This is a genomic window from Flavobacterium agrisoli, from assembly GCF_016522065.1.
In the GTDB taxonomy this organism is placed as follows: domain Bacteria; phylum Bacteroidota; class Bacteroidia; order Flavobacteriales; family Flavobacteriaceae; genus Flavobacterium; species Flavobacterium agrisoli.
In genome coordinates this window covers 281,818-300,930 of sequence record NZ_JAEHFV010000001.1, presented here as the reverse complement: position 1 = coordinate 300,930, position 19,113 = coordinate 281,818, and the positions used below count along the sequence as shown (strand labels likewise).

Sequence of the window (19,113 nt, the reverse complement as noted above, 5' to 3'; positions counted from 1 at the left end):
CTCCTTCGCTTCTATTCCACGATTTTGAGGTTGTAAATCATTTGAATTATTCAATAGTAAAAACTTTAATTTAATTTTTTGTTAAAGCCAATAATTAAAGCTAATTTTATAAGAGTTTTAAGTCAAGAAAATATATTTCTTTAAAAAATTTTATAAAAACGAACTTCGAAAATACTTACCTCTTTTCCTAATGAAAAAAACAATACATAAAAAATTAAATGAGCTTCAATCTACCGCCATTTCAGGAAATGATATTAGCTCTTCTTGTTTATACGTTTCCGCTTTAACAATTTTATACGCAGGGCAATATGCATGGATTTCACTAGGGGTTGTAGCAATTGTTTTGTTTATGTTTCGAAAAATTTATGGAGAAGTTGTAGGTGCAATTCCTTTAAATGGAGGCGCTTACAATGTACTTTTAAATACTTCTACAAAAAGATTAGCTTCGCTTGCTGCCACTTTAACTGTTTTATCTTACATGGCTACAGCAGTTATTTCGGCCTCAGAGGGCATGCATTATTTACACGGTATTTTTGAAGGTTTAAATGTAACGATTGCAACCATTGTGGTACTTTCCATATTTACAGGTTTAGCCATATTAGGAATCGGCGAGTCGGCAATTGTAGCCGTAATTATTTTTATTATCCATTTGGCTTCTTTGTCGTTATTGGTTGTAACCTCGCTTTGGTATATTTTAAATAATGGACTAGACACTTTTACAATAAACTGGCATTTGCCTATTGGAGTTGGAAACATTACAACGGCACTATTTTTAGGTTTTTCGGCTGCTATGTTAGGAATTTCAGGTTTTGAAAGTTCTGCCAATTTTGTCGAAGAACAAGAACAAGGTGTTTTTCCAAAAACTTTGCGCAACATGTGGGCAATAGTAAGTTTTTTTAATCCAGTAATTGCATTGTTATTAATTGCAATTATTCCACTTGCCGAAGTTGGAGAACACAAAGAATCCTTATTAGCATATTTAGGACATACAACGGGAGGAAGTTGGCTATCAAGCTTAATATCTATTGATGCTGTTTTGGTTTTATGCGGAGCTGTTTTAACCTCATTTGTGGGTGTATCAGGGCTTTTAAACCGAATGACATTAGACCGAATTTTGCCTAACTACTTTTTAAAACAAAACAAAAGAGGTTCTAATTACCGCATTATTATTAGCTTTTTAATTCTTTGTTTATCGGTTTTATTTGCTACAAGCGGACATTTAGAATCGCTAGCTGGAGTTTATACATTTTCGTTTTTAGCTGTAATGGCTTTATTTGGATTAGGAAATCTTTTATTGAAATTCAAACGAAAAAAATTACCAAGACCCGAAAAAGCAAGAGGTATAGTAGTAGTAATTGCCATTGGTTTTATAGTAGCGGCCTTTATTGGAAATATGGAACTCAACATTGAGTCTTTTTACACTTTTATAAAATACTTAATTCCAGCTCTTATTTTTATATCCATCATGCTAAATCGCACTTTTATTATTCAATTGTTAATTGATGGTTTAGAATATTTTTACACGCCTTTACGTCGCATGGTTGTTTTGAGCAATCGTTATTTATCGAAACTCCATGTAAAAATCAATTCACAAGAATTTGTTTTTTTTACAAAAGGAGATGATATAGCTGTACTAAACAAAGTTATGCAGTATGTTCAAGATAATGAAACAACTAAAAAATTAAAAGTGGTAAACATTAATTCGGACGGAATTTCTAATACCTTATTAATTAATGATTTGAAAGTATTAGATCGTGCTTATCCCGAAATAGATATTGAGTTTATTGAATTAAAAGGCGAATTTGGACCCGAAATAATTGATCAATTATCCGAAAAATGGAATATCCCGAAAAACTTTATGTTTATTGGTTCTCCGGGAGATCGTTTCTCTTTCCGTGTTTCCGAATTAGGTGGTGTACGTTTGATTATGTAAGTTGAAGCTGAAAAGAAGTTGCAAACCAACTATTTACTAATTCATCTTCAAATGAACATGCATTTGTGTGAATAAATTCATTGGTTTCTTTATTATAAATATAATCTTTTGACCATTCTTGATGGTTAGCTGCTAATTCTTTTATGCTTTCGCAAACAAATGCAATTTCTTCATCGGTTGTCGTTGGATGTATAGACATTCGAATCCAACCTGGTTTTTTAATTAAATCTCCAATGGTAATTTCGTTCACCAATTTAGTTGACGTTTCTTGATCAACATGCAGTAAAAAATGCCCATAAGTTCCGGCACAACTACAGCCTCCTCTAGTTTGAATTCCAAAACGATCATTTAAAATTTTAACCCCTAAATTAAAATGCAAATCATCTATAAAAAATGATATTACACCCAAGCGTTCTTGGTGTTGACCAGCCAAAATTTTAATATTATCGATAGCTTTTAATTCTTCAAAAACAAAATCAACAATTTGATGTTCCCTTTTCAAAATATTTTCAACACCCATTTCTTCTTTCAATTCAATGGCTAAAGCTGTTTTAATCACTTGTAAAAATCCAGGAGTTCCACCATCTTCACGCTCTTCAATATTTTCGATGTATTTATGCTCGCCCCAAGGGTTTGTCCAGCTTACGGTACCGCCTCCAGGACAATCTGGAATCATATTTTTATATAATTTTTTATTAAAAATAAGCACACCCGAAGTTCCTGGCCCACCCAAAAATTTATGAGGAGAAAAAAAGATGGCATCCAAATACGCTTCTGAGTCAGTTGGATGCATGTCAATGGAAACATAAGGAGCCGAACAAGCAAAATCAACCAAACAAATACCATGGTGTTGGTGCATCAATTTAGCCACTTCATGATAAGGTGTACGCAAGCCTGTAACGTTTGAACAAGCTGTGATAGAAGCTATTTTTAGCGTTCTATCCTTATGTTTTTCCAATAAAACTTCTAAATTTTTTAAACTGAATAATCCTTGTTCACAACTTGGGATAATTTCAACATCAGCAATGGTTTCCAACCAAGAAGTCTGATTTGAATGGTGTTCCATATGAGAAATAAACACAACTGGTTTCATTTCGTCGGGTACTTGCGTATGTTTTTTTAAATTTTCAGGAACTTTTAAACCTAATATTCGTTGAAATTTATTGATAACACCGGTCATTCCAGTTCCATCATTAATTAAAACATCATCTTTACTTGCATTGACATGTTTTTTAATAATAGCTCTCGCATGATGGTATGCTTTTGTCATTGCAGTTCCAGAAACAGTTGTTTCGGTATGGGTATTGGCTACAAAAGGGCCGAATTTATTAACCAATTTTTCTTCAATGGGACGGTAAAGTCTCCCACTAGCAGTCCAATCGGTGTAAATTATTTTTTTATTTCCGTAAGGAGATTCAAATTCTTGATCAATCCCTATAATATTATTTCGAAATTGTTGAAAATAGTTTTCTGAGGCCATTTTAGTTTTTGGAATTTATAAATTGAATAGCGTTTGACAAAAGTATCAATTCTAATCAATATTATAAAATATTCAGCTATAAACTTATTTTTAAACCAATATTAACAAAATACTCAACAAGAAATGGTATTTATTGAAAAATAATCAATTTACCCTATCTGACTTCTAGACTAAATAGACCGTTTAAAATGTTTCACCAGCATTTAAATAAAATCCTTTTGAGCGCGTACCCCAAGCATTATCTATAACCAAATTTGTTCTGGATTTCTTATCAATTAGCAATCGTAAGCCAACGCCAGCCGCTGGCTGAATGTATTCAAACAAATGCACGTTTTCGGCACGGCTACTGGTTGATATAAAATTGGCAAAAACTGTAGCCCCCAACATTTGATTACAAGTAATTGGAAAACGGAATTCAGTTGATAAGTAAACTAAATTTTCACCTCGATACAATCCCTGCTTATAACCTTCTCCACTTCTACTTCGTTGATCCCAACCTAAAGCAGGTAAATTCAAATACGGAACTTGACCTTTAGTAATGAATTGTCCGTACAACCAAAATCCCAATACATAATTCGGATTCTTTCTAGAAACCTGTACAAAATGTCGGTACTCTGCAAACAAAACATTACTATAATTTTGATTCGAAAAAACATAGGGATTCACTCTGTAATTGATATTGGCATACCAACCTTTTCTAGAATTAATTTGATTATCACGAGAATCATACACTAAATTTAAACTTACACCATTGATAAAATATTCTAGATAATCAAAATTATGCTTGATATTATAATTGTAATGGTATGTAAATTGTCCGTTTTCAATATCTAAATTCAAATCTTCTACCGAAGAATACCAATCGATATTAACTCCTAAACCGGCATAAAAATTTTTACTTAATGCAAACGAAGCCGATTGGTGAAATTTTAAATAATTGTAATTCATTGGTTCTTCTATGGAACTAATATCAAAATTTTCATCTGCTTTTTTTGAGGGTACAATATTGGTTCCTAATCCATAGTTGGATTGCGAAAACACATAAAATCTAAAATCACCACTTAAAAAAAACTTGTTTCCGTTTAATAAAATGTTGTTTTTTAAATTAATCATTAATTGTTTTTTCTCTGTATAAGTCACCCCTAAATTAGCAATAGAGTATTTATCGGCCGCGCCTTTTCCTTTAAAAGTATATTGTGTTACAGCACCATACATAAATCCTGTTGCGGGTTGTGAACCAATAATGGGGATAAACAGAAAAAAATTATCCTTTGATTTTTTCGGAATAGAATCGAGTTTCTTTTTTTTGAAAATCTCAAAAATAGTTTTAGGCTCACAAGTATTTTCGGTATTTTCATCGATTTGAGCATAAGCAGAAAAAAAGGTACAGAGAAAAACTCCAATAAAAAAAATACCCTTTAAAATATTTTTTGAAGGACAACCAATTGATTTTTTATAATTTACAGACTTGTTCAAAAACTTTAAGACTTTCACAATAATAGCACCGTTTTTCTAGGTAAAGATAGACATATCTATAAACAACTTAATTATTTTAAATAAATTTTAATAGCGCGAAATTATTATATCATAATTAGTTCTAAAAGCAATGCTTATTCCGAGTAAATAGTTTTAACTTTGATATAAAATCAAGTAATTTTTAAAAAAATAAACATGCAAAATATAGAAATTGCAACATTTGGAGGTGGTTGTTTTTGGTGCATCGAAGCTGTAATGCAACGATTAAAAGGAGTTATTTCTGTGGAGTCTGGTTATTCGGGAGGTTTTATTAAAAATCCGCCTTATCGTGAAGTTTGTACCGGAAGAACAGGACATTCCGAAGTTATACAAGTTACTTTTGATTCAGATATTATCTCTTACAAAGAATTAGTACTGATTTTTATGTCGAGTCATGACCCAACCACTTTAAACCAACAAGGAGCAGACATCGGTACGCAATACCGTTCCATTATTTTATATCACAACGAAAACCAACATAAGGATGCATTGGAGGTTTTTCAATTAATTCAACCAATTATTGAAAAACCTATTGTTACCGAAATTGTTCCTTTTGAAGTGTTTTACAAAGCCGAAGAAGAACATCAAAATTACTACAACAATAATAACGAAGCTCGGTATTGCCAAATTGTTATAGATCCAAAAATCGAAAAATTGAAAAAACTTTTTGCCGACAAATTAGCTTAAATAATGAATCCACTTCAAATCAAAAATCGTTTTACAGAAGAATTGCCAGCTGACTCTGAACAATCTAATGAAATTAGACAAGTTAAAAATGCTTGCTTTTCGTATGTTTTGCCTAAAAAAACAAGTAATCCTAAATTAATTCATGCTTCTATTGAAGTAGGAAATTTAATAGGATTGGACGCTAATGATTTAAAATCGGATACCTTTTTAAAAATATTTTCAGGCAATGAGCTACTTCCCAACTCAAAACCATTTTCTATGTGTTATGCAGGACATCAATTTGGAAATTGGGCAGGACAATTAGGAGATGGAAGGGCAATAAATTTAGCCGAAGTAGAAAATAAAGGCAAATTCTATACGCTACAATTAAAAGGCGCAGGAAAAACACCTTATTCTAGAACAGCTGATGGATTAGCGGTTTTAAGATCTTCTATACGCGAATATCTTTGTGCCGAAGCCATGTTTCACTTGGGCGTACCTACCACTCGTTCGTTGTCGCTAATTTTATCGGGAGATGAAGTTCTGCGAGATATGCTTTATGATGGACATCCTGAATATGAAAAAGGAGCTATTGTTTGTCGGGTAGCGCCCTCCTTTATTCGGTTTGGTAGTTTTGAAATGTTGACTGCTCGAAATGAACTAAAAAACCTAAAACAATTAGTCGATTTTACTATTAAATATTATTATCCAGAAATTACTGGAAATACAAAAACAGATTATATTTCCTTTTTTAAAAAGATCGCCAACAAAACACTAGACATGATTTTAGAATGGCAACGTGTCGGTTTTGTTCATGGTGTAATGAATACCGATAACATGTCTATTCACGGACTCACTATTGATTATGGTCCTTATGGTTGGCTTGATAATTACGATCCGAATTGGACACCCAACACAACCGATAGGCAACATAAACGATACCGCTTTGGCAACCAACCAAATGTGGCACAATGGAATTTGTATCAATTAGCCAATGCTATATTCCCTTTGGTAAATGATGCTGCGCCATTAGAAGCAATTTTAGAATCTTTCCAAAAAGATTTCCAAGTAAAATATAATAACATGATGTTGAGTAAAATCGGAATTTTTTCTACAAAAGAAACCAATTCTATTTTAATTGATTATTTAGAGCATAACTTGCAGCTTTCTGAGACCGATATGACAATTTTTTTCAGAAAATTAAGTACAATAAGTCTTAAGGATACTGCAATTGAAGCTTTAGAAAAAATTAAACTAGCTTTTTATAACCCTTCTGAAATACAACAAAATATTTTAGAAACTTGGTTAGAATGGTTTTCGCAATATCTGGAACGATTAAACGTAGAAAGCTTATCAGATGAAGGACGAAAAACAAAAATGAATCTCATCAACCCTAAATATGTTTTACGTAATTATATGGCTCAAATGAGTATTGATTTAGCTAATAAAGATAATTTTTCATTAATTGATGAATTGTATCAATTACTTCGAAAACCCTATGATGAGCAACCCAAAAATGAAAAGTGGTTTGCAAAACGTCCCGACTGGGCACGTTCTAAAGTAGGTTGTTCAATGTTATCGTGTAGTTCTTAAACCAAACGAGAATAACTTATTAGGAATTACTTCACCTAACTATCAAACGAATTTGAAGTTAAGTGAAAGTAATCAATCTACAACTATATCTTTAAAATCTAATAAGTGCTTACTAATTCAAAATATTATATAAAAACAGATACAGTGCAAATCATGCTTCGGTTCATACACTATGAAGCAATCCTAATTTTTATTCATGTAATTATCCAATTTTTTTCATAGCAGTCATTGACTCTCTCAACCACTCACCTACTTCTTCAATTGGGTGTTGACGGATAGACTTATTTACTGCAATCAAAAGTGAATTATCAACTTGGTTAGATGTTCCGTAAGGCTTACCAATGATATCAGTTTCAACAGTTTTCATAAAATCTGTTAATAATGGTTTACAAGCGTGATCAAACAAATAACATCCGTACTCAGCAGTATCAGAAATAACACGATTCATTTCGTATAATTTTTTTCTTGCGATAGTATTCGCAATTAAAGGCAATTCGTGTAAAGACTCGTAATAAGCTGATTCTTCAATAATTCCAGCTTCTGTCATGGTTTCAAATGCTAATTCAACACCTGCTTTAACCATAGCAACCATTAACACACCGTTATCAAAGTATTCTTGTTCTGGAATAGCAGCTGCTTGAGGAGCTGTTTTTTCAAAATTTGTATTTTCGGTAGCGGCTCTCCAAGTTAACAAGTTCACATCATCATTTGCCCAATCAGCCATCATAGTACTTGAAAATTCTCCAGAAATAATATCGTCTTGGTGTTTTTGAAACAAGGGACGCATGATATCTTTCAATTCTTCTGAAATTTCATAAGCCTTAATTTTTGCAGGATTAGAAAGACGATCCATCATATTGGTAATACCTCCGTGTTTCAATGCTTCGGTAATAGTTTCCCAACCGTATTGAATTAATTTAGAAGCATAAGCTGCATCGATTCCTTTTTCAACCATTTTATCAAAACATAAAATAGATCCTGTTTGCAACAAACCACAAAGAATAGTTTGCTCACCCATTAAATCCGATTTTACTTCAGCAACAAATGATGATCTTAAAACACCTGCTCTATGACCTCCAGTTGCAACAGCATAAGCTTTAGCTTGATCTAAACCAAGTCCTTTAGGATCATTTTCTGGGTGTACAGCGATTAGGGTTGGAACTCCAAATCCTCTTTTGTACTCTTCACGAACTTCAGAACCAGGACATTTCGGAGCACACATAATTACCGTAATATCTTTACGAATTTGCATTCCTTCCTCTACAATATTAAAACCATGCGAATATGCTAAGGTAGATCCTTCTTTCATTAATGGCATAATTGCAGTAACAACAGCAGTATGTTGTTTGTCTGGTGTTAAATTACATACTAAATCAGCAGTTGGAATTAACTCTTCATAAGTACCTACTTTAAATCCGTTTTCTGTAGCATTTTTAAAAGAGGCTCTTTTTTCAGTAATTGCATCGGCACGCAATGCATACGATATATCTAATCCAGAATCTCTCATGTTTAAACCTTGGTTTAAACCTTGAGCTCCACAACCTACGATTACTACTTTTTTACCTTTAAGTGCTTCAATTCCATCTGCAAATTCAGATTGATCCATAAATTCACAAACTCCTAATTGCTCTAACTGTAATCTTAACGGTAATGTGTTGAAATAATTTGCCATTTTCTAGTTTTAATTTTAATCTTAATTTATTTGATTTTTTAATTATGTTTTAAATCTTGTAACATTTGCGAAATTTCCATTTTTTCTTTTGAAACTGAAATTCTGCCCGAACGAACAAATTGCATGATACCATACGGTTTTAATTTTGAATGCAATGCTTTTATATCCGAACGTTTTCCGGCTTTTGAAATAACAAAGAAGTCATGTTCCGTTGTAATAACAACGGAATTGCTTTCCTTAATTATGGCCTTAATTTCTTCATTTTCAAACAAGTCCGAATGAATTTTAAACAAGGCGTTTTCTAAAAATACCGTTTCTTCATCAATGTGATAAAAAGCTTTAATTACTTCAATTTGCTTTTCAATTTGACCTACAATGTTTTGAACCCATTTCTCGGTAGTATGAACTACGATTATAAAACGAGAAACATCTTCAATTTCTGATTCTGAAACATTTAGACTTAATATATTAATGTGACGCTTTAAGAATATTCCTGATATTCTATTTAACAATCCAACATTATTTTCTGAATACACCGAAATGGTGAATGTTTTATTTTCTTCCATAATTTTAACTTAAACGAATATCAGTTACAGATGCACCAGTTGGTATCATTGGAAAAACATTGTTTTCCTTTTCAACAATAACTTCTAAGAAATAAGAATCTTTTGATACTAACATTTCTTCTACAGCTTTATCCAAATCTTCGCGTTTCGCTACTTGTTTTGCTTTAATATAATACCCTTCGGCAATTGCTACAAAATTAGGATTAATCATTTCAGTAGAAGCATAACGATAATCATAAAACAACTCTTGCCATTGGCGAACCATTCCTAAAAATTGATTGTTTAAAACAACGATTTTAACGGGAACTTTAGATTGAAAAATAGTTCCTAATTCCTGAATATTCATTTGAAAACCACCGTCTCCTATAACCGCTACAACTTCCTTATTGGGTTGACCCATTTTAGCACCAATAGCAGCAGGAAGTGCAAATCCCATCGTACCCAAACCTCCTGAAGTAACATTACTTTTGGTACTATTAAATTTAGAATAACGACAAGCAAACATTTGATGCTGACCTACATCGGACACAATAATAGCATCACCTTTTGAATGTTTGTTAATCATTTCAATGGTTTCACCCATCGAAATTCCTTTACCATTCGTAGGATTTAATTCTTCTTTAATTACAGCATCGTATTCAATAACGGCTTTCTCTTTAAATCCGTTGTGCCATTCATCGTGTTTTTTTGTCTCGATTAACGGAATCAATTCGGTTAAAGCTTCTTTTAAATCTGCTAAAACAGCAATCTCTGTTTTAACATTTTTATCAATTTCTGCCGGATCAATTTCAAAATGAATCACTTTTGCTTGTTTGGCATACGTATTTAAATTTCCCGTAACGCGATCATCAAATCGCATTCCTAGCGCAATTAATACGTCACATTCATTTGTCATTAAATTAGGCGCATAATTACCATGCATTCCCAACATTCCAACATTTAAAGGATGATCTGTTGGTAAAGCCGATAAACCTAAAATTGTCCAAGCAGCCGGTATTCCTGATTTTTCAACAAGCGTCTTTAATTCAGTTTCAGCCTCACTTAAAATTACTCCTTGACCAAACACTATAAATGGTTTTTGGGCAGAATTAATCACTTGAGCTGCTTCTTTAATCTTTTCAATATTTAATTTAGGTACAGGCGTGTAACTTCTTACACTTGTGCATTTTTCGTATTTAAAATCAAACTCTTCAACCTGTGCATTTTTGGTAATATCTACCAAAACTGGACCTGGACGACCTGAGCGCGCAATATAAAACGCTTTTGCAATTGCAGCAGGAATATCGCGAGCTTCTGTAACCTGAATATTCCATTTGGTTACTGGTGTAGAAATACCGATAATATCCGTTTCCTGAAAAGCATCCGAACCTAATAAATGTTTTGCTACTTGACCTGTAATACATACTATAGGTGTTGAATCAATTTGCGCATCGGCAATTCCTGTGACTAAATTTGTAGCCCCTGGACCCGAAGTAGCGATAGCAACTCCAACCTTCCCTGTTGCTCTAGCAAAACCCTGAGCAGCATGAATAGCACCTTGTTCGTGGCGTACTAAAGTATGATTTAACTTATCTCTAAACTTATATAATTCATCATAAACAGGCATGATGGCTCCTCCTGGATAACCATAAATTAAATCTGCCCCTTCTTCTAATAAACATCTTATAACGGCTTCTGCGCCTGATATTCTAATTGTTTCCATTTTTTGGATTCTATTTTTTCAAGAAATTTTAAATATTTAAAACCTCAATGTAATATTATAATCTATCAGTAACACAACCTGTAGAGGCACTCGAAACTGATTTTGCATATTTTAGTAAAACTCCATTCGAAGCTTTTAAAGCTGGTTTAACCCAATTGGCTTTTCTTTTTGAGAATTCCTCTTCTGAAATCCTCAAATCAATCGTGTTTTTAACCGCATCAATAGCAATCAAATCACCGTCTTGAACAAGCGCAATTGCTCCTCCTTCATAAGCTTCTGGTGTAACGTGGCCAACCACGAATCCATGTGAACCACCAGAAAATCTACCGTCTGTAATCAACGCAACACTATTTCCTAATCCTGCCCCAATAATAGCTGATGTAGGTTTAAGCATTTCTGGCATTCCTGGCCCACCTTTTGGTCCACAATACCTAATGACGACTACATTACCCGGTTTTATCATTCCTTTTTCAAGACCTGGAATTACTTCGAATTCACTTTCAAAAACTACAGCAGTACCTTCAAAATATTCTCCTTCTTTTCCACTAATTTTAGCTACACAACCTTCCGAAGCTAAATTTCCGTATAAAACTTGAATATTTCCTGTTGGTTTTAATGCTTTATGAATTTCATAAACCACATCTTGACCATCATTTAAATCAGGAACAGATTCTAAATTTTCGGCTAGCGTTTTCCCTGTAACTGTTAAACATTCACCGTGTAAAAACCCTTCTTTTAAAAGATATTTCATTACAGCTGGAATTCCACCAACGTGATGCAAATCTTCCATCATATATTTTCCGCTTGGCTTTAAATCTGCTAAAACCGGCGTTCTATCATTTATTGCTTGAAAATCTTGTAATGTAATTTCGATACCAACCGAATGCGCCATTGCGATTAAATGCATAACCGCATTAGTCGAACCACCTAAAACGGCTACAATTGTTATGGCATTTTCAAAAGCTTTGCGAGTCATGATGTCTTTTGGTTTAATATCTTTTTCCAAAAGTATTCTTATAGCTTTTCCAACTTCAGCACATTCATTTCTTTTTTCTTGACTTAAAGCCGGATTTGAAGAACTATATGGCAAACTCATCCCCAAAGCTTCAATAGCCGAAGCCATAGTATTAGCCGTATACATTCCACCGCAAGCACCAGCTCCAGGGCAAGAATTTTGAATTACACCTTTAAAATCTTCAGGATTAATAGTGTTATTAAACTTTTTACCTAAAGCTTCAAATGCAGAAACAATATTTAAAGACTCCCCTTTCCATTTTCCTGAATGTATAGTACCACCATAGACCATAATGGCTGGGCGATTTACACGTCCCATTGCCATAACAGCACCTGGCATGTTTTTATCACAGCCTGGTATTGCAATCATACCATCATACCATTGTGCTCCCATCACTGTTTCAATAGAGTCTGCAATTACATCTCTTGAAACCAAAGAAAATCGCATACCTTCGGTACCATTTGAAATACCATCGCTTACACCAATTGTATTAAAAATTAAACCAACTAAATCTTGATTCCAGACACTTGCTTTTACATCTTTAGCTAAATCATTTAAATGCATATTGCAAGTATTTCCTTCATAGCCCATACTTACAATCCCTACTTGTGCCTTTTTCAAATCTTCTTCAGTCAAACCAACACCATACAACATAGCTTGAGCAGCAGGTTGCGTCTCATCTTGTGTAATGGTTTTACTGTATTTGTTTAATACCATTTTTGTTTAATTTATTTAAAAAAAAACCTCCCAATTTTATTGGGAGGTTTATAATATTATTTTTCAATTATATCTATACTCTTCCCTAATCAACTGTGGTAACCACAATGACATTAACGACAAAAGTATTTATAATTAAATGTTTCATTTTTTGTTTTTGGTGGTACAAATGTATAAAAAACATCAGTCTAAAAAAAACAAAAAAGCAACATTTTACCTACTTCTTGTTAATAAATCTATATTTTTAACAAAATTTATTAAACAATTGTCGATTGACCAATATGAACGTTATCATTATTAAAATAAAGCAAATCGTCTTTATTCAAAATATAGTTTGAAATAAAATCCCCTACTTCATTGGTACCAAAATTCGAATCCGGCTTCAAATCACTTGTAACCACTTGGTATTCAATTGATTTTTCGACCGCTTCGTAAACTTTATCTGCTTCTGTTTGTAATCCAAAAAACTCTAACATCATAGCTGCCGATAAAACAGATGCAATAGGATTGGCTTTATTTTTACCTTTTGCTCTAGAATAAGTACCATGAATTGGCTCAAACAATGCTTTTTTATCTCCTAAGGAAGCTGAAGCCAACAATCCTATTGAGCCCGTAATAACACTTGCTTCATCAGACAAAATATCGCCAAATAAATTTTCGGATAGAATTATGTCAAATTTTTTAGGATTTATTATTAATTGCATAGCGGCATTGTCTACAAATAAAAAATCCAGTGCTACTGATGGATAACTTAATCCCACTTCTTTTACCACTTTTCGCCACAATCTGGAAGTTTCTAAAACATTTGCTTTATCAACAACTGTAACTTTGTTTTTCCTTTTTTGAGCTGCTTGAAATGCCAAATGCGCAATTCTAGCTATTTCATTTTCGGAATACTCACACAAATCAGACGCATAGGTTCCGGCTTCGTTTGTTGTTTTCTCACCAAAATATACCCCCCCTGTTAATTCGCGATAAATTATAAAATTTGTATCTTGAATAATTTCTCTTTTTAAAGGAGAAGCATTTAATAATGGTCGATATGGTTTTATAGGCCGAATGTTAGTAAAAAGACCTAATTCTTTTCGCAACTTAAGCAAACCTTGCTCCGGGCGAACTTTAACATCAAAATTATCATTGTATTTAGCATCTCCAATAGCACCTAGTAAAACGGCATCTGTATTTAAACATAAATTTAAAGTTTGTTGCGGTAATGGATTTCCTGTTCTTTCAATTGCAGTTGCTCCAATTAAAGCTTCTTCAAAAATAAAATCATGTTCGTAGACACTAGCGATAGCTTGCAATGCTTTTTTTGCTTGCAATACAACCTCTGGTCCAATTCCGTCTCCCGCTAAAACTGCAATTTTAAATTCCATTATACAAAACTAAAAACGTGTTACAAAAGCATTAAATATTTACTTTACAAGCTTCAATGATTTGATGAATATCCTCATCAAGCACTTCTTTTTTAATATCTGCAAAACGCAAAAACTCTTGATATACAATATCTAATTGCACTTTTGTAAGCTCATAACCCACTTTTTTAGCACGATAGGCTAAAGCTGCACGACCGCTACGAGCTGTTAAAACAATAGACGATTCGTTTACACCAACATCATGCGGATCCATAATTTCGTAAGTAGCTCTGTTTTTTATAACACCATCCTGATGAATTCCAGAACTATGCGCAAAAGCATTTGCTCCCACGATAGCTTTATTAGGCTGCACAATCATCCCCATACTTTCCGAAACCAAACGACTCATTTCATTTAATTGTCGGGTATTAATATTAGTATCTAAATTCAAATAAGGGTGTTGTTTAAAAATCATTACCACTTCTTCCAAAGCAGTATTCCCGGCACGCTCACCAATACCATTAATTGTACATTCAATTTGTCGTGCTCCATTAATTGCTCCAGCAATAGAGTTTGCCGTTGCCATTCCTAAATCATTATGACAGTGACACGAAATAGTGACATTATCAATTCCTTTCACATTCTCTTTTAAGTATTTTATTTTGGCACCGTATTCTTCTGGCAAACAATAGCCTGTCGTATCTGGAATATTTAATACTGTAGCCCCCGATTTAATAACTTCTTCGCATACTTTTGCTAAGAAAGCATTTTCGGTTCTACCAGCATCTTCTGCATAGAATTCTACATCCTCGACATAACTTTTAGCATGAGACACAGCAAATTTTGCTCTCTCAATAATATCTTCTCTGGTTGTGTTTAATTTGTGAATGATGTGAGAATCAGAAGTACCTATTCCTGTATGAATTCTAGGTTTTTTTGCATTTTTGAGAGCCGCTGCTGCAACATCAATATCGTTTTTTACTGCTCGAGTTAATCCGCAAACGGTAGCATTTTCTACAATTTTACAAACTTCAGAAACTGATAAAAAATCACCAGGACTAGATACAGGAAAACCAGCTTCAATCACATCTACTCCCATTTGATCAAGGCGTTCAGCGATAACTAATTTTTGTTTGGTATCCAATTTACATCCTGGAACTTGCTCACCATCTCTTAAAGTGGTATCAAAAATTTGAACTTTCTCTCTATTCATTATTCGTTTATTTAATGTAATTTCACATCTTGATAACAAACTTATCACCTAAGTCTGTAATATGAAATTCATTTAACTGAATATATACTGTTTATAACGCACTAAGCTACCATATAAACATTTGAAAATCAGTAAATTAAAACCTATTTTTTTACAATGGCTAACCATCAAAAAGATTTTTTATTTGTATTAATTAAATCACTTACTAAGTCTGAAAAAAGGCAATTCAAAATTTTTGCAAGTCGATTAGAAACTAGTTCAAATACCAAATTCATTGAATTATTCAATATTTTGGATAAGTCTGAAACCTATGATGAAAAAATTATTCTGAAAAGCGGAAGTATTAAAAAAATTCAACTTTCTAATTTAAAATCATATTTATACAAACAAATTCTAGTCAGTATACGGCTGAATATTCCTAGTCAAAATATTCGCTATCAATTGCGCGAACAAATGGATTTTGCTGTTATCCTGTACAACAAAGGTTTATACAAACAAAGTTTAAAAATTTTAGACAAAACCAAGCAGCAAGCCATTGAGCACGATGAAAAATACATGGCATACGAAATTGTTGAATTTGAAAAATTAATTGAATCGCAATACATAACCCGAAGTATTCAAGGGCGGGCAGATGAATTGGTTATTCAGGCAAAAGAATTGAATTACAGAAATACGATTTCGAGTAAACTTTCGAATTTATCCTTGCAATTATACGGCATCATGCTTAAAACGGGTTATGTAAAAAACGATGAAGAGTACCGTTATATTGATGATTATTTTCAGAAACATATTTCAAAATTAGATGAAACTAAATTTGGTTTCCGAGAAAAATATTGGTTTTATAATGCCAATTTGTGGCGAAGTTTTTTAGTACAAGATTTTTTGGCCAGTTATAAATTTTCTTATAAATGGGTAACACTTTTTTATGATAATCCGAATATGATTTATTTAAATCCGGTGTTTTTTTTAAAAGGAAACAATTATTTTTTAGAATCCTTGTACATGCTTAAACACCAAACCAATTTTAAAAAATACCTTACTTTATTAGAAGAAACCATTCAAGATCCCAAATTTCCGGTAAATGATAATATAACATCACTTGCCTTTTTATATGTGTATAACAACAAACTAAACTATCATATTTTAGAAGCTTCTTTTAAAGAAAGCGAATATTTGATTCCCGAAATTTTAGATAAATTAAAACTTCATAGCAATCATTTAGATGAACATCACGAAATGATGTTTTATTACAAAATTGCTAGTATTTATTTTGGTAATGAAAAATACAATGAATCTATTTTTTATCTAGAAAAAATCATAAACAACAAAAACTTATCCATGCGGGAGGATTTAATGTGTTTTTCGCGTATTTTATGTTTGATTGCTCATTATGAACTAGGAAAAGATTATTATTTAGAAAATCAGCTTAAAAACACCTATAAGTTTTTATTGAAAATGAATGATTTACACGAAGTTCAAAAGGAAATCATTAAGTTCTTGAAAAACCTAAACAATTTTTATCCTAGCGATATAAAAAAGGAATTCATTAAAATGAGAGCTCGATTTGTTGAACTTGAAAAAAACACTTACGAAAAACGTGCTTTTTTATATCTCGACATTATTTCGTGGTTAGAAAGTAAAATTGAAAACAGAAAAATGAGCGATATAATGAAAGAAAAAGCAAAACTTAATAATCGTTAGATTTTAAAGCAAAAAGCCTAAACTCAGCATTACTGATTTTAGGCTTTTTCATATTTAAGTTTTTATTTTAAAAGACTTTTAACCAACTAAAATTAAAAAGCAACATTCCATTTTGGCAATACGCCGTTTTTATCAAAAAATTGCTGTAATACAGCTCCTTCCACTGCGGTAGGGATTGCTTTTATTTCTTCATTAAAAGTATCATACCAAACTACTTCTAACTCAGCAATTGATTCTATTTTCATTTGTGCTGGCCAAGAATATTTTCGTCCAGTTTTGGCAAATTGATGACCGTTCACGATTTTATCGTACAAGCCTCCATTTTTAATTTTTAAAGTACCGTTGTTTTGAATTGTTCCAGTAGAACCAACCATTATTAATTGTTTGCCTTCATTTGTAATTTCATAAACCAAAAATACGCCAGATGCCGAATCTGGAGCATTACATACAGCTTCTAAACTATCCTCTATTGCAAAATTAAAACTATCGGTTGATTTAAATTTTTCTAATTCTTTATACATGTTTTTTATTTATAAGTAACTGAGATTGTAAGAACCTTAATTACTTTGTTTTACTTTTATTCTATATCCTATAAAAATGTAAAAAAGTCTCAACAAAATAGTGAGACTTTTCTAGAATTGTTATTTTGAATTATTTAGAAATTATCCTAATACTTCTTTTACTTTTTTACCGATTTCAGCAGGAGAATCTACAACGTGAATTCCGTTTTCTCTCATGATACGTTTTTTAGCAGCCGCTGTGTCATCAGAACCTCCAACAATAGCACCAGCATGCCCCATAGTTCTACCAGCAGGAGCAGTTTCACCAGCAATAAAACCAATAACTGGCTTACGGTTTCCATCGGCTTTTACCCATTTAGCAGCATCTGCTTCTAATTGACCACCAATTTCACCAATCATAATAATACACTCTGTTTCTGGGTCGTTCATTAATAATTCAACCGCTTCTTTTGTAGTTGTTCCAATAATTGGATCACCACCAATACCAATAGCTGTTGTAATTCCTAATCCTTGTTTTACTACTTGGTCAGCTGCTTCGTAAGTTAAAGTTCCAGATTTAGAAACAATACCAACATTTCCTTTTTTGAAAACGAAACCTGGCATAATACCAACTTTAGCTTCACCTGGAGTAATTACACCTGGACAGTTTGGTCCTATCAATCTTGCGTTTCTTTCTTTAACGTAATTGTTAGCGTTAATCATATCAGCAACTGGAATTCCTTCTGTGATAGCAATAATCACTTTAATACCTGCATCAGCAGCCTCCATAATTGCATCAGCAGCAAAAGCAGGTGGTACAAAAATAATAGAAGTATCGGCACCAGCTTGATCTACAGCATCTTTAACTGTATTGAAAACTGGACGATCTAAATGCGAAGTCCCCCCTTTTCCTGGAGTAACACCACCTACAACGTTTGTACCGTATTCAATCATCTGAGTTGCGTGGAAAGTACCTTCGCTACCTGTAAATCCTTGAACAATTATTTTGGAATCTTTATTAACTAAAACACTCATGATATATTATTTATATGATTTTAAATTTGTGTTGCAAAAATAAGGTTTTTTATGTAATTTTTTTCGAGTTTATTGTGATAAAATTGCTAAGAAATATGACTCATTTGATAACCTCGGTATAATTTATTGTCTTTTATTTGCCATATGGTCATAAAAAGCGCCAATAAAATTTCTTCACGGGGATTTTCTATGGTTTTTACGTAATGGGCATACCGAACAGCAACATTCTCACCTTCCTCAACAATATGACTAATTCGAACTTTTGAGCGAACATATGCTTGACTTAACTCTTGAGCATAATTCAACATTGCTTTATAATCCATTTGGATTAAACCGCTAGTACTATTCCATTCTAAAATAATTTCAGGATGCAAAAAATCTTTTAAAACTTCAACATCAATAAAAGCATCCGATTTGTAAAATTTCTGAACAAATTCTTTTATAGACATA

General features: G+C 32.6%; 15 protein-coding genes. 4 read left to right on the top strand and 11 right to left on the bottom strand.

What is annotated here, in order from left to right; all coding sequences use genetic code 11:
* The first annotated feature begins 190 nt into the window (after positions 1 to 190).
* A complete protein-coding gene (locus tag I5M07_RS01180) occupies positions 191 to 1,933 on the top strand; it encodes an APC family permease (protein ID WP_200104362.1) in 1,743 nt (580 codons plus the stop codon).
* Here I5M07_RS01180 and I5M07_RS01175 read toward each other — a convergent pair.
* Entirely contained in the window at positions 1,926 to 3,413 is a 1,488-nt protein-coding gene (locus tag I5M07_RS01175) for an aminotransferase class V-fold PLP-dependent enzyme (protein WP_200104361.1), read from the bottom strand. The two genes, I5M07_RS01180 and I5M07_RS01175, sit on opposite strands and share 8 nt — an antisense overlap.
* A gap of 183 nt (positions 3,414 to 3,596) precedes the next feature.
* Entirely contained in the window at positions 3,597 to 4,889 is a 1,293-nt protein-coding gene (locus I5M07_RS01170) for a BamA/TamA family outer membrane protein (protein ID WP_233621905.1), read from the bottom strand.
* Between the two features lie 195 nt (positions 4,890 to 5,084).
* On the opposite strand from I5M07_RS01170, the gene msrA reads away from it, so the two are divergent.
* Both msrA and I5M07_RS01160 read left to right on the top strand, forming a co-directional pair.
* A complete protein-coding gene (msrA, locus tag I5M07_RS01165; RefSeq protein WP_200104360.1) occupies positions 5,085 to 5,615 on the top strand; it encodes a peptide-methionine (S)-S-oxide reductase MsrA in 531 nt (176 codons plus the stop codon).
* Positions 5,616 to 5,618: 3 nt separating this feature from the next.
* Complete coding sequence (locus I5M07_RS01160) at positions 5,619 to 7,187, top strand: protein adenylyltransferase SelO (protein WP_200104359.1); 1,569 nt, start codon at positions 5,619 to 5,621, stop codon at positions 7,185 to 7,187.
* Between the two features lie 202 nt (positions 7,188 to 7,389).
* Here I5M07_RS01160 and ilvC read toward each other — a convergent pair whose 3' ends face one another.
* From ilvC to I5M07_RS01130, 6 genes are all read right to left on the bottom strand, one after another.
* Positions 7,390 to 8,859 (bottom strand): ketol-acid reductoisomerase, encoded by a 1,470-nt coding sequence (ilvC, locus tag I5M07_RS01155; protein ID WP_200104358.1) that lies wholly within the window; start codon positions 8,857 to 8,859, stop codon positions 7,390 to 7,392.
* 38 nt (positions 8,860 to 8,897) lie between these two features.
* Complete coding sequence (gene ilvN, locus I5M07_RS01150) at positions 8,898 to 9,425, bottom strand: acetolactate synthase small subunit (protein WP_200104357.1); 528 nt, start codon at positions 9,423 to 9,425, stop codon at positions 8,898 to 8,900.
* A 4-nt stretch (positions 9,426 to 9,429) separates the two neighbouring features.
* Complete coding sequence (gene ilvB, locus I5M07_RS01145; protein WP_200104356.1) at positions 9,430 to 11,127, bottom strand: biosynthetic-type acetolactate synthase large subunit; 1,698 nt, start codon at positions 11,125 to 11,127, stop codon at positions 9,430 to 9,432.
* A gap of 55 nt (positions 11,128 to 11,182) precedes the next feature.
* Positions 11,183 to 12,859: a dihydroxy-acid dehydratase gene (gene ilvD / locus I5M07_RS01140; protein WP_200104355.1), complete on the bottom strand. Its 1,677-nt coding sequence runs from the start codon at positions 12,857 to 12,859 to the stop codon at positions 11,183 to 11,185.
* Positions 12,860 to 13,116: 257 nt separating this feature from the next.
* Positions 13,117 to 14,235: a 3-isopropylmalate dehydrogenase gene (gene leuB, locus I5M07_RS01135; protein ID WP_200104354.1), complete on the bottom strand. Its 1,119-nt coding sequence runs from the start codon at positions 14,233 to 14,235 to the stop codon at positions 13,117 to 13,119.
* A 31-nt stretch (positions 14,236 to 14,266) separates the two neighbouring features.
* A complete protein-coding gene (locus tag I5M07_RS01130; protein ID WP_200104353.1) occupies positions 14,267 to 15,427 on the bottom strand; it encodes a 2-isopropylmalate synthase in 1,161 nt (386 codons plus the stop codon).
* A gap of 156 nt (positions 15,428 to 15,583) precedes the next feature.
* Here I5M07_RS01130 and I5M07_RS01125 point away from each other — a divergent pair, with 156 nt between their 5' ends.
* A complete protein-coding gene (locus I5M07_RS01125; RefSeq protein WP_200104352.1) occupies positions 15,584 to 17,128 on the top strand; it encodes a hypothetical protein in 1,545 nt (514 codons plus the stop codon).
* Positions 17,129 to 17,220: 92 nt separating this feature from the next.
* Here I5M07_RS01125 and I5M07_RS01120 read toward each other — a convergent pair whose 3' ends face one another.
* The 3 genes from I5M07_RS01120 to I5M07_RS01110 all read right to left on the bottom strand — a co-directional run bounded on the left by I5M07_RS01120 (position 17,221) and on the right by I5M07_RS01110 (position 19,112).
* Positions 17,221 to 17,649, bottom strand: coding sequence for a hypothetical protein (locus I5M07_RS01120; protein WP_200104351.1), 429 nt, complete (start codon positions 17,647 to 17,649; stop codon positions 17,221 to 17,223).
* Between the two features lie 141 nt (positions 17,650 to 17,790).
* Positions 17,791 to 18,663 (bottom strand): succinate--CoA ligase subunit alpha, encoded by an 873-nt coding sequence (gene sucD / locus I5M07_RS01115; RefSeq protein WP_200104350.1) that lies wholly within the window; start codon positions 18,661 to 18,663, stop codon positions 17,791 to 17,793.
* A gap of 86 nt (positions 18,664 to 18,749) precedes the next feature.
* Positions 18,750 to 19,112: a nuclear transport factor 2 family protein gene (locus I5M07_RS01110; protein ID WP_200104349.1), complete on the bottom strand. Its 363-nt coding sequence runs from the start codon at positions 19,110 to 19,112 to the stop codon at positions 18,750 to 18,752.
* Position 19,113: the final 1 nt, after the last annotated feature.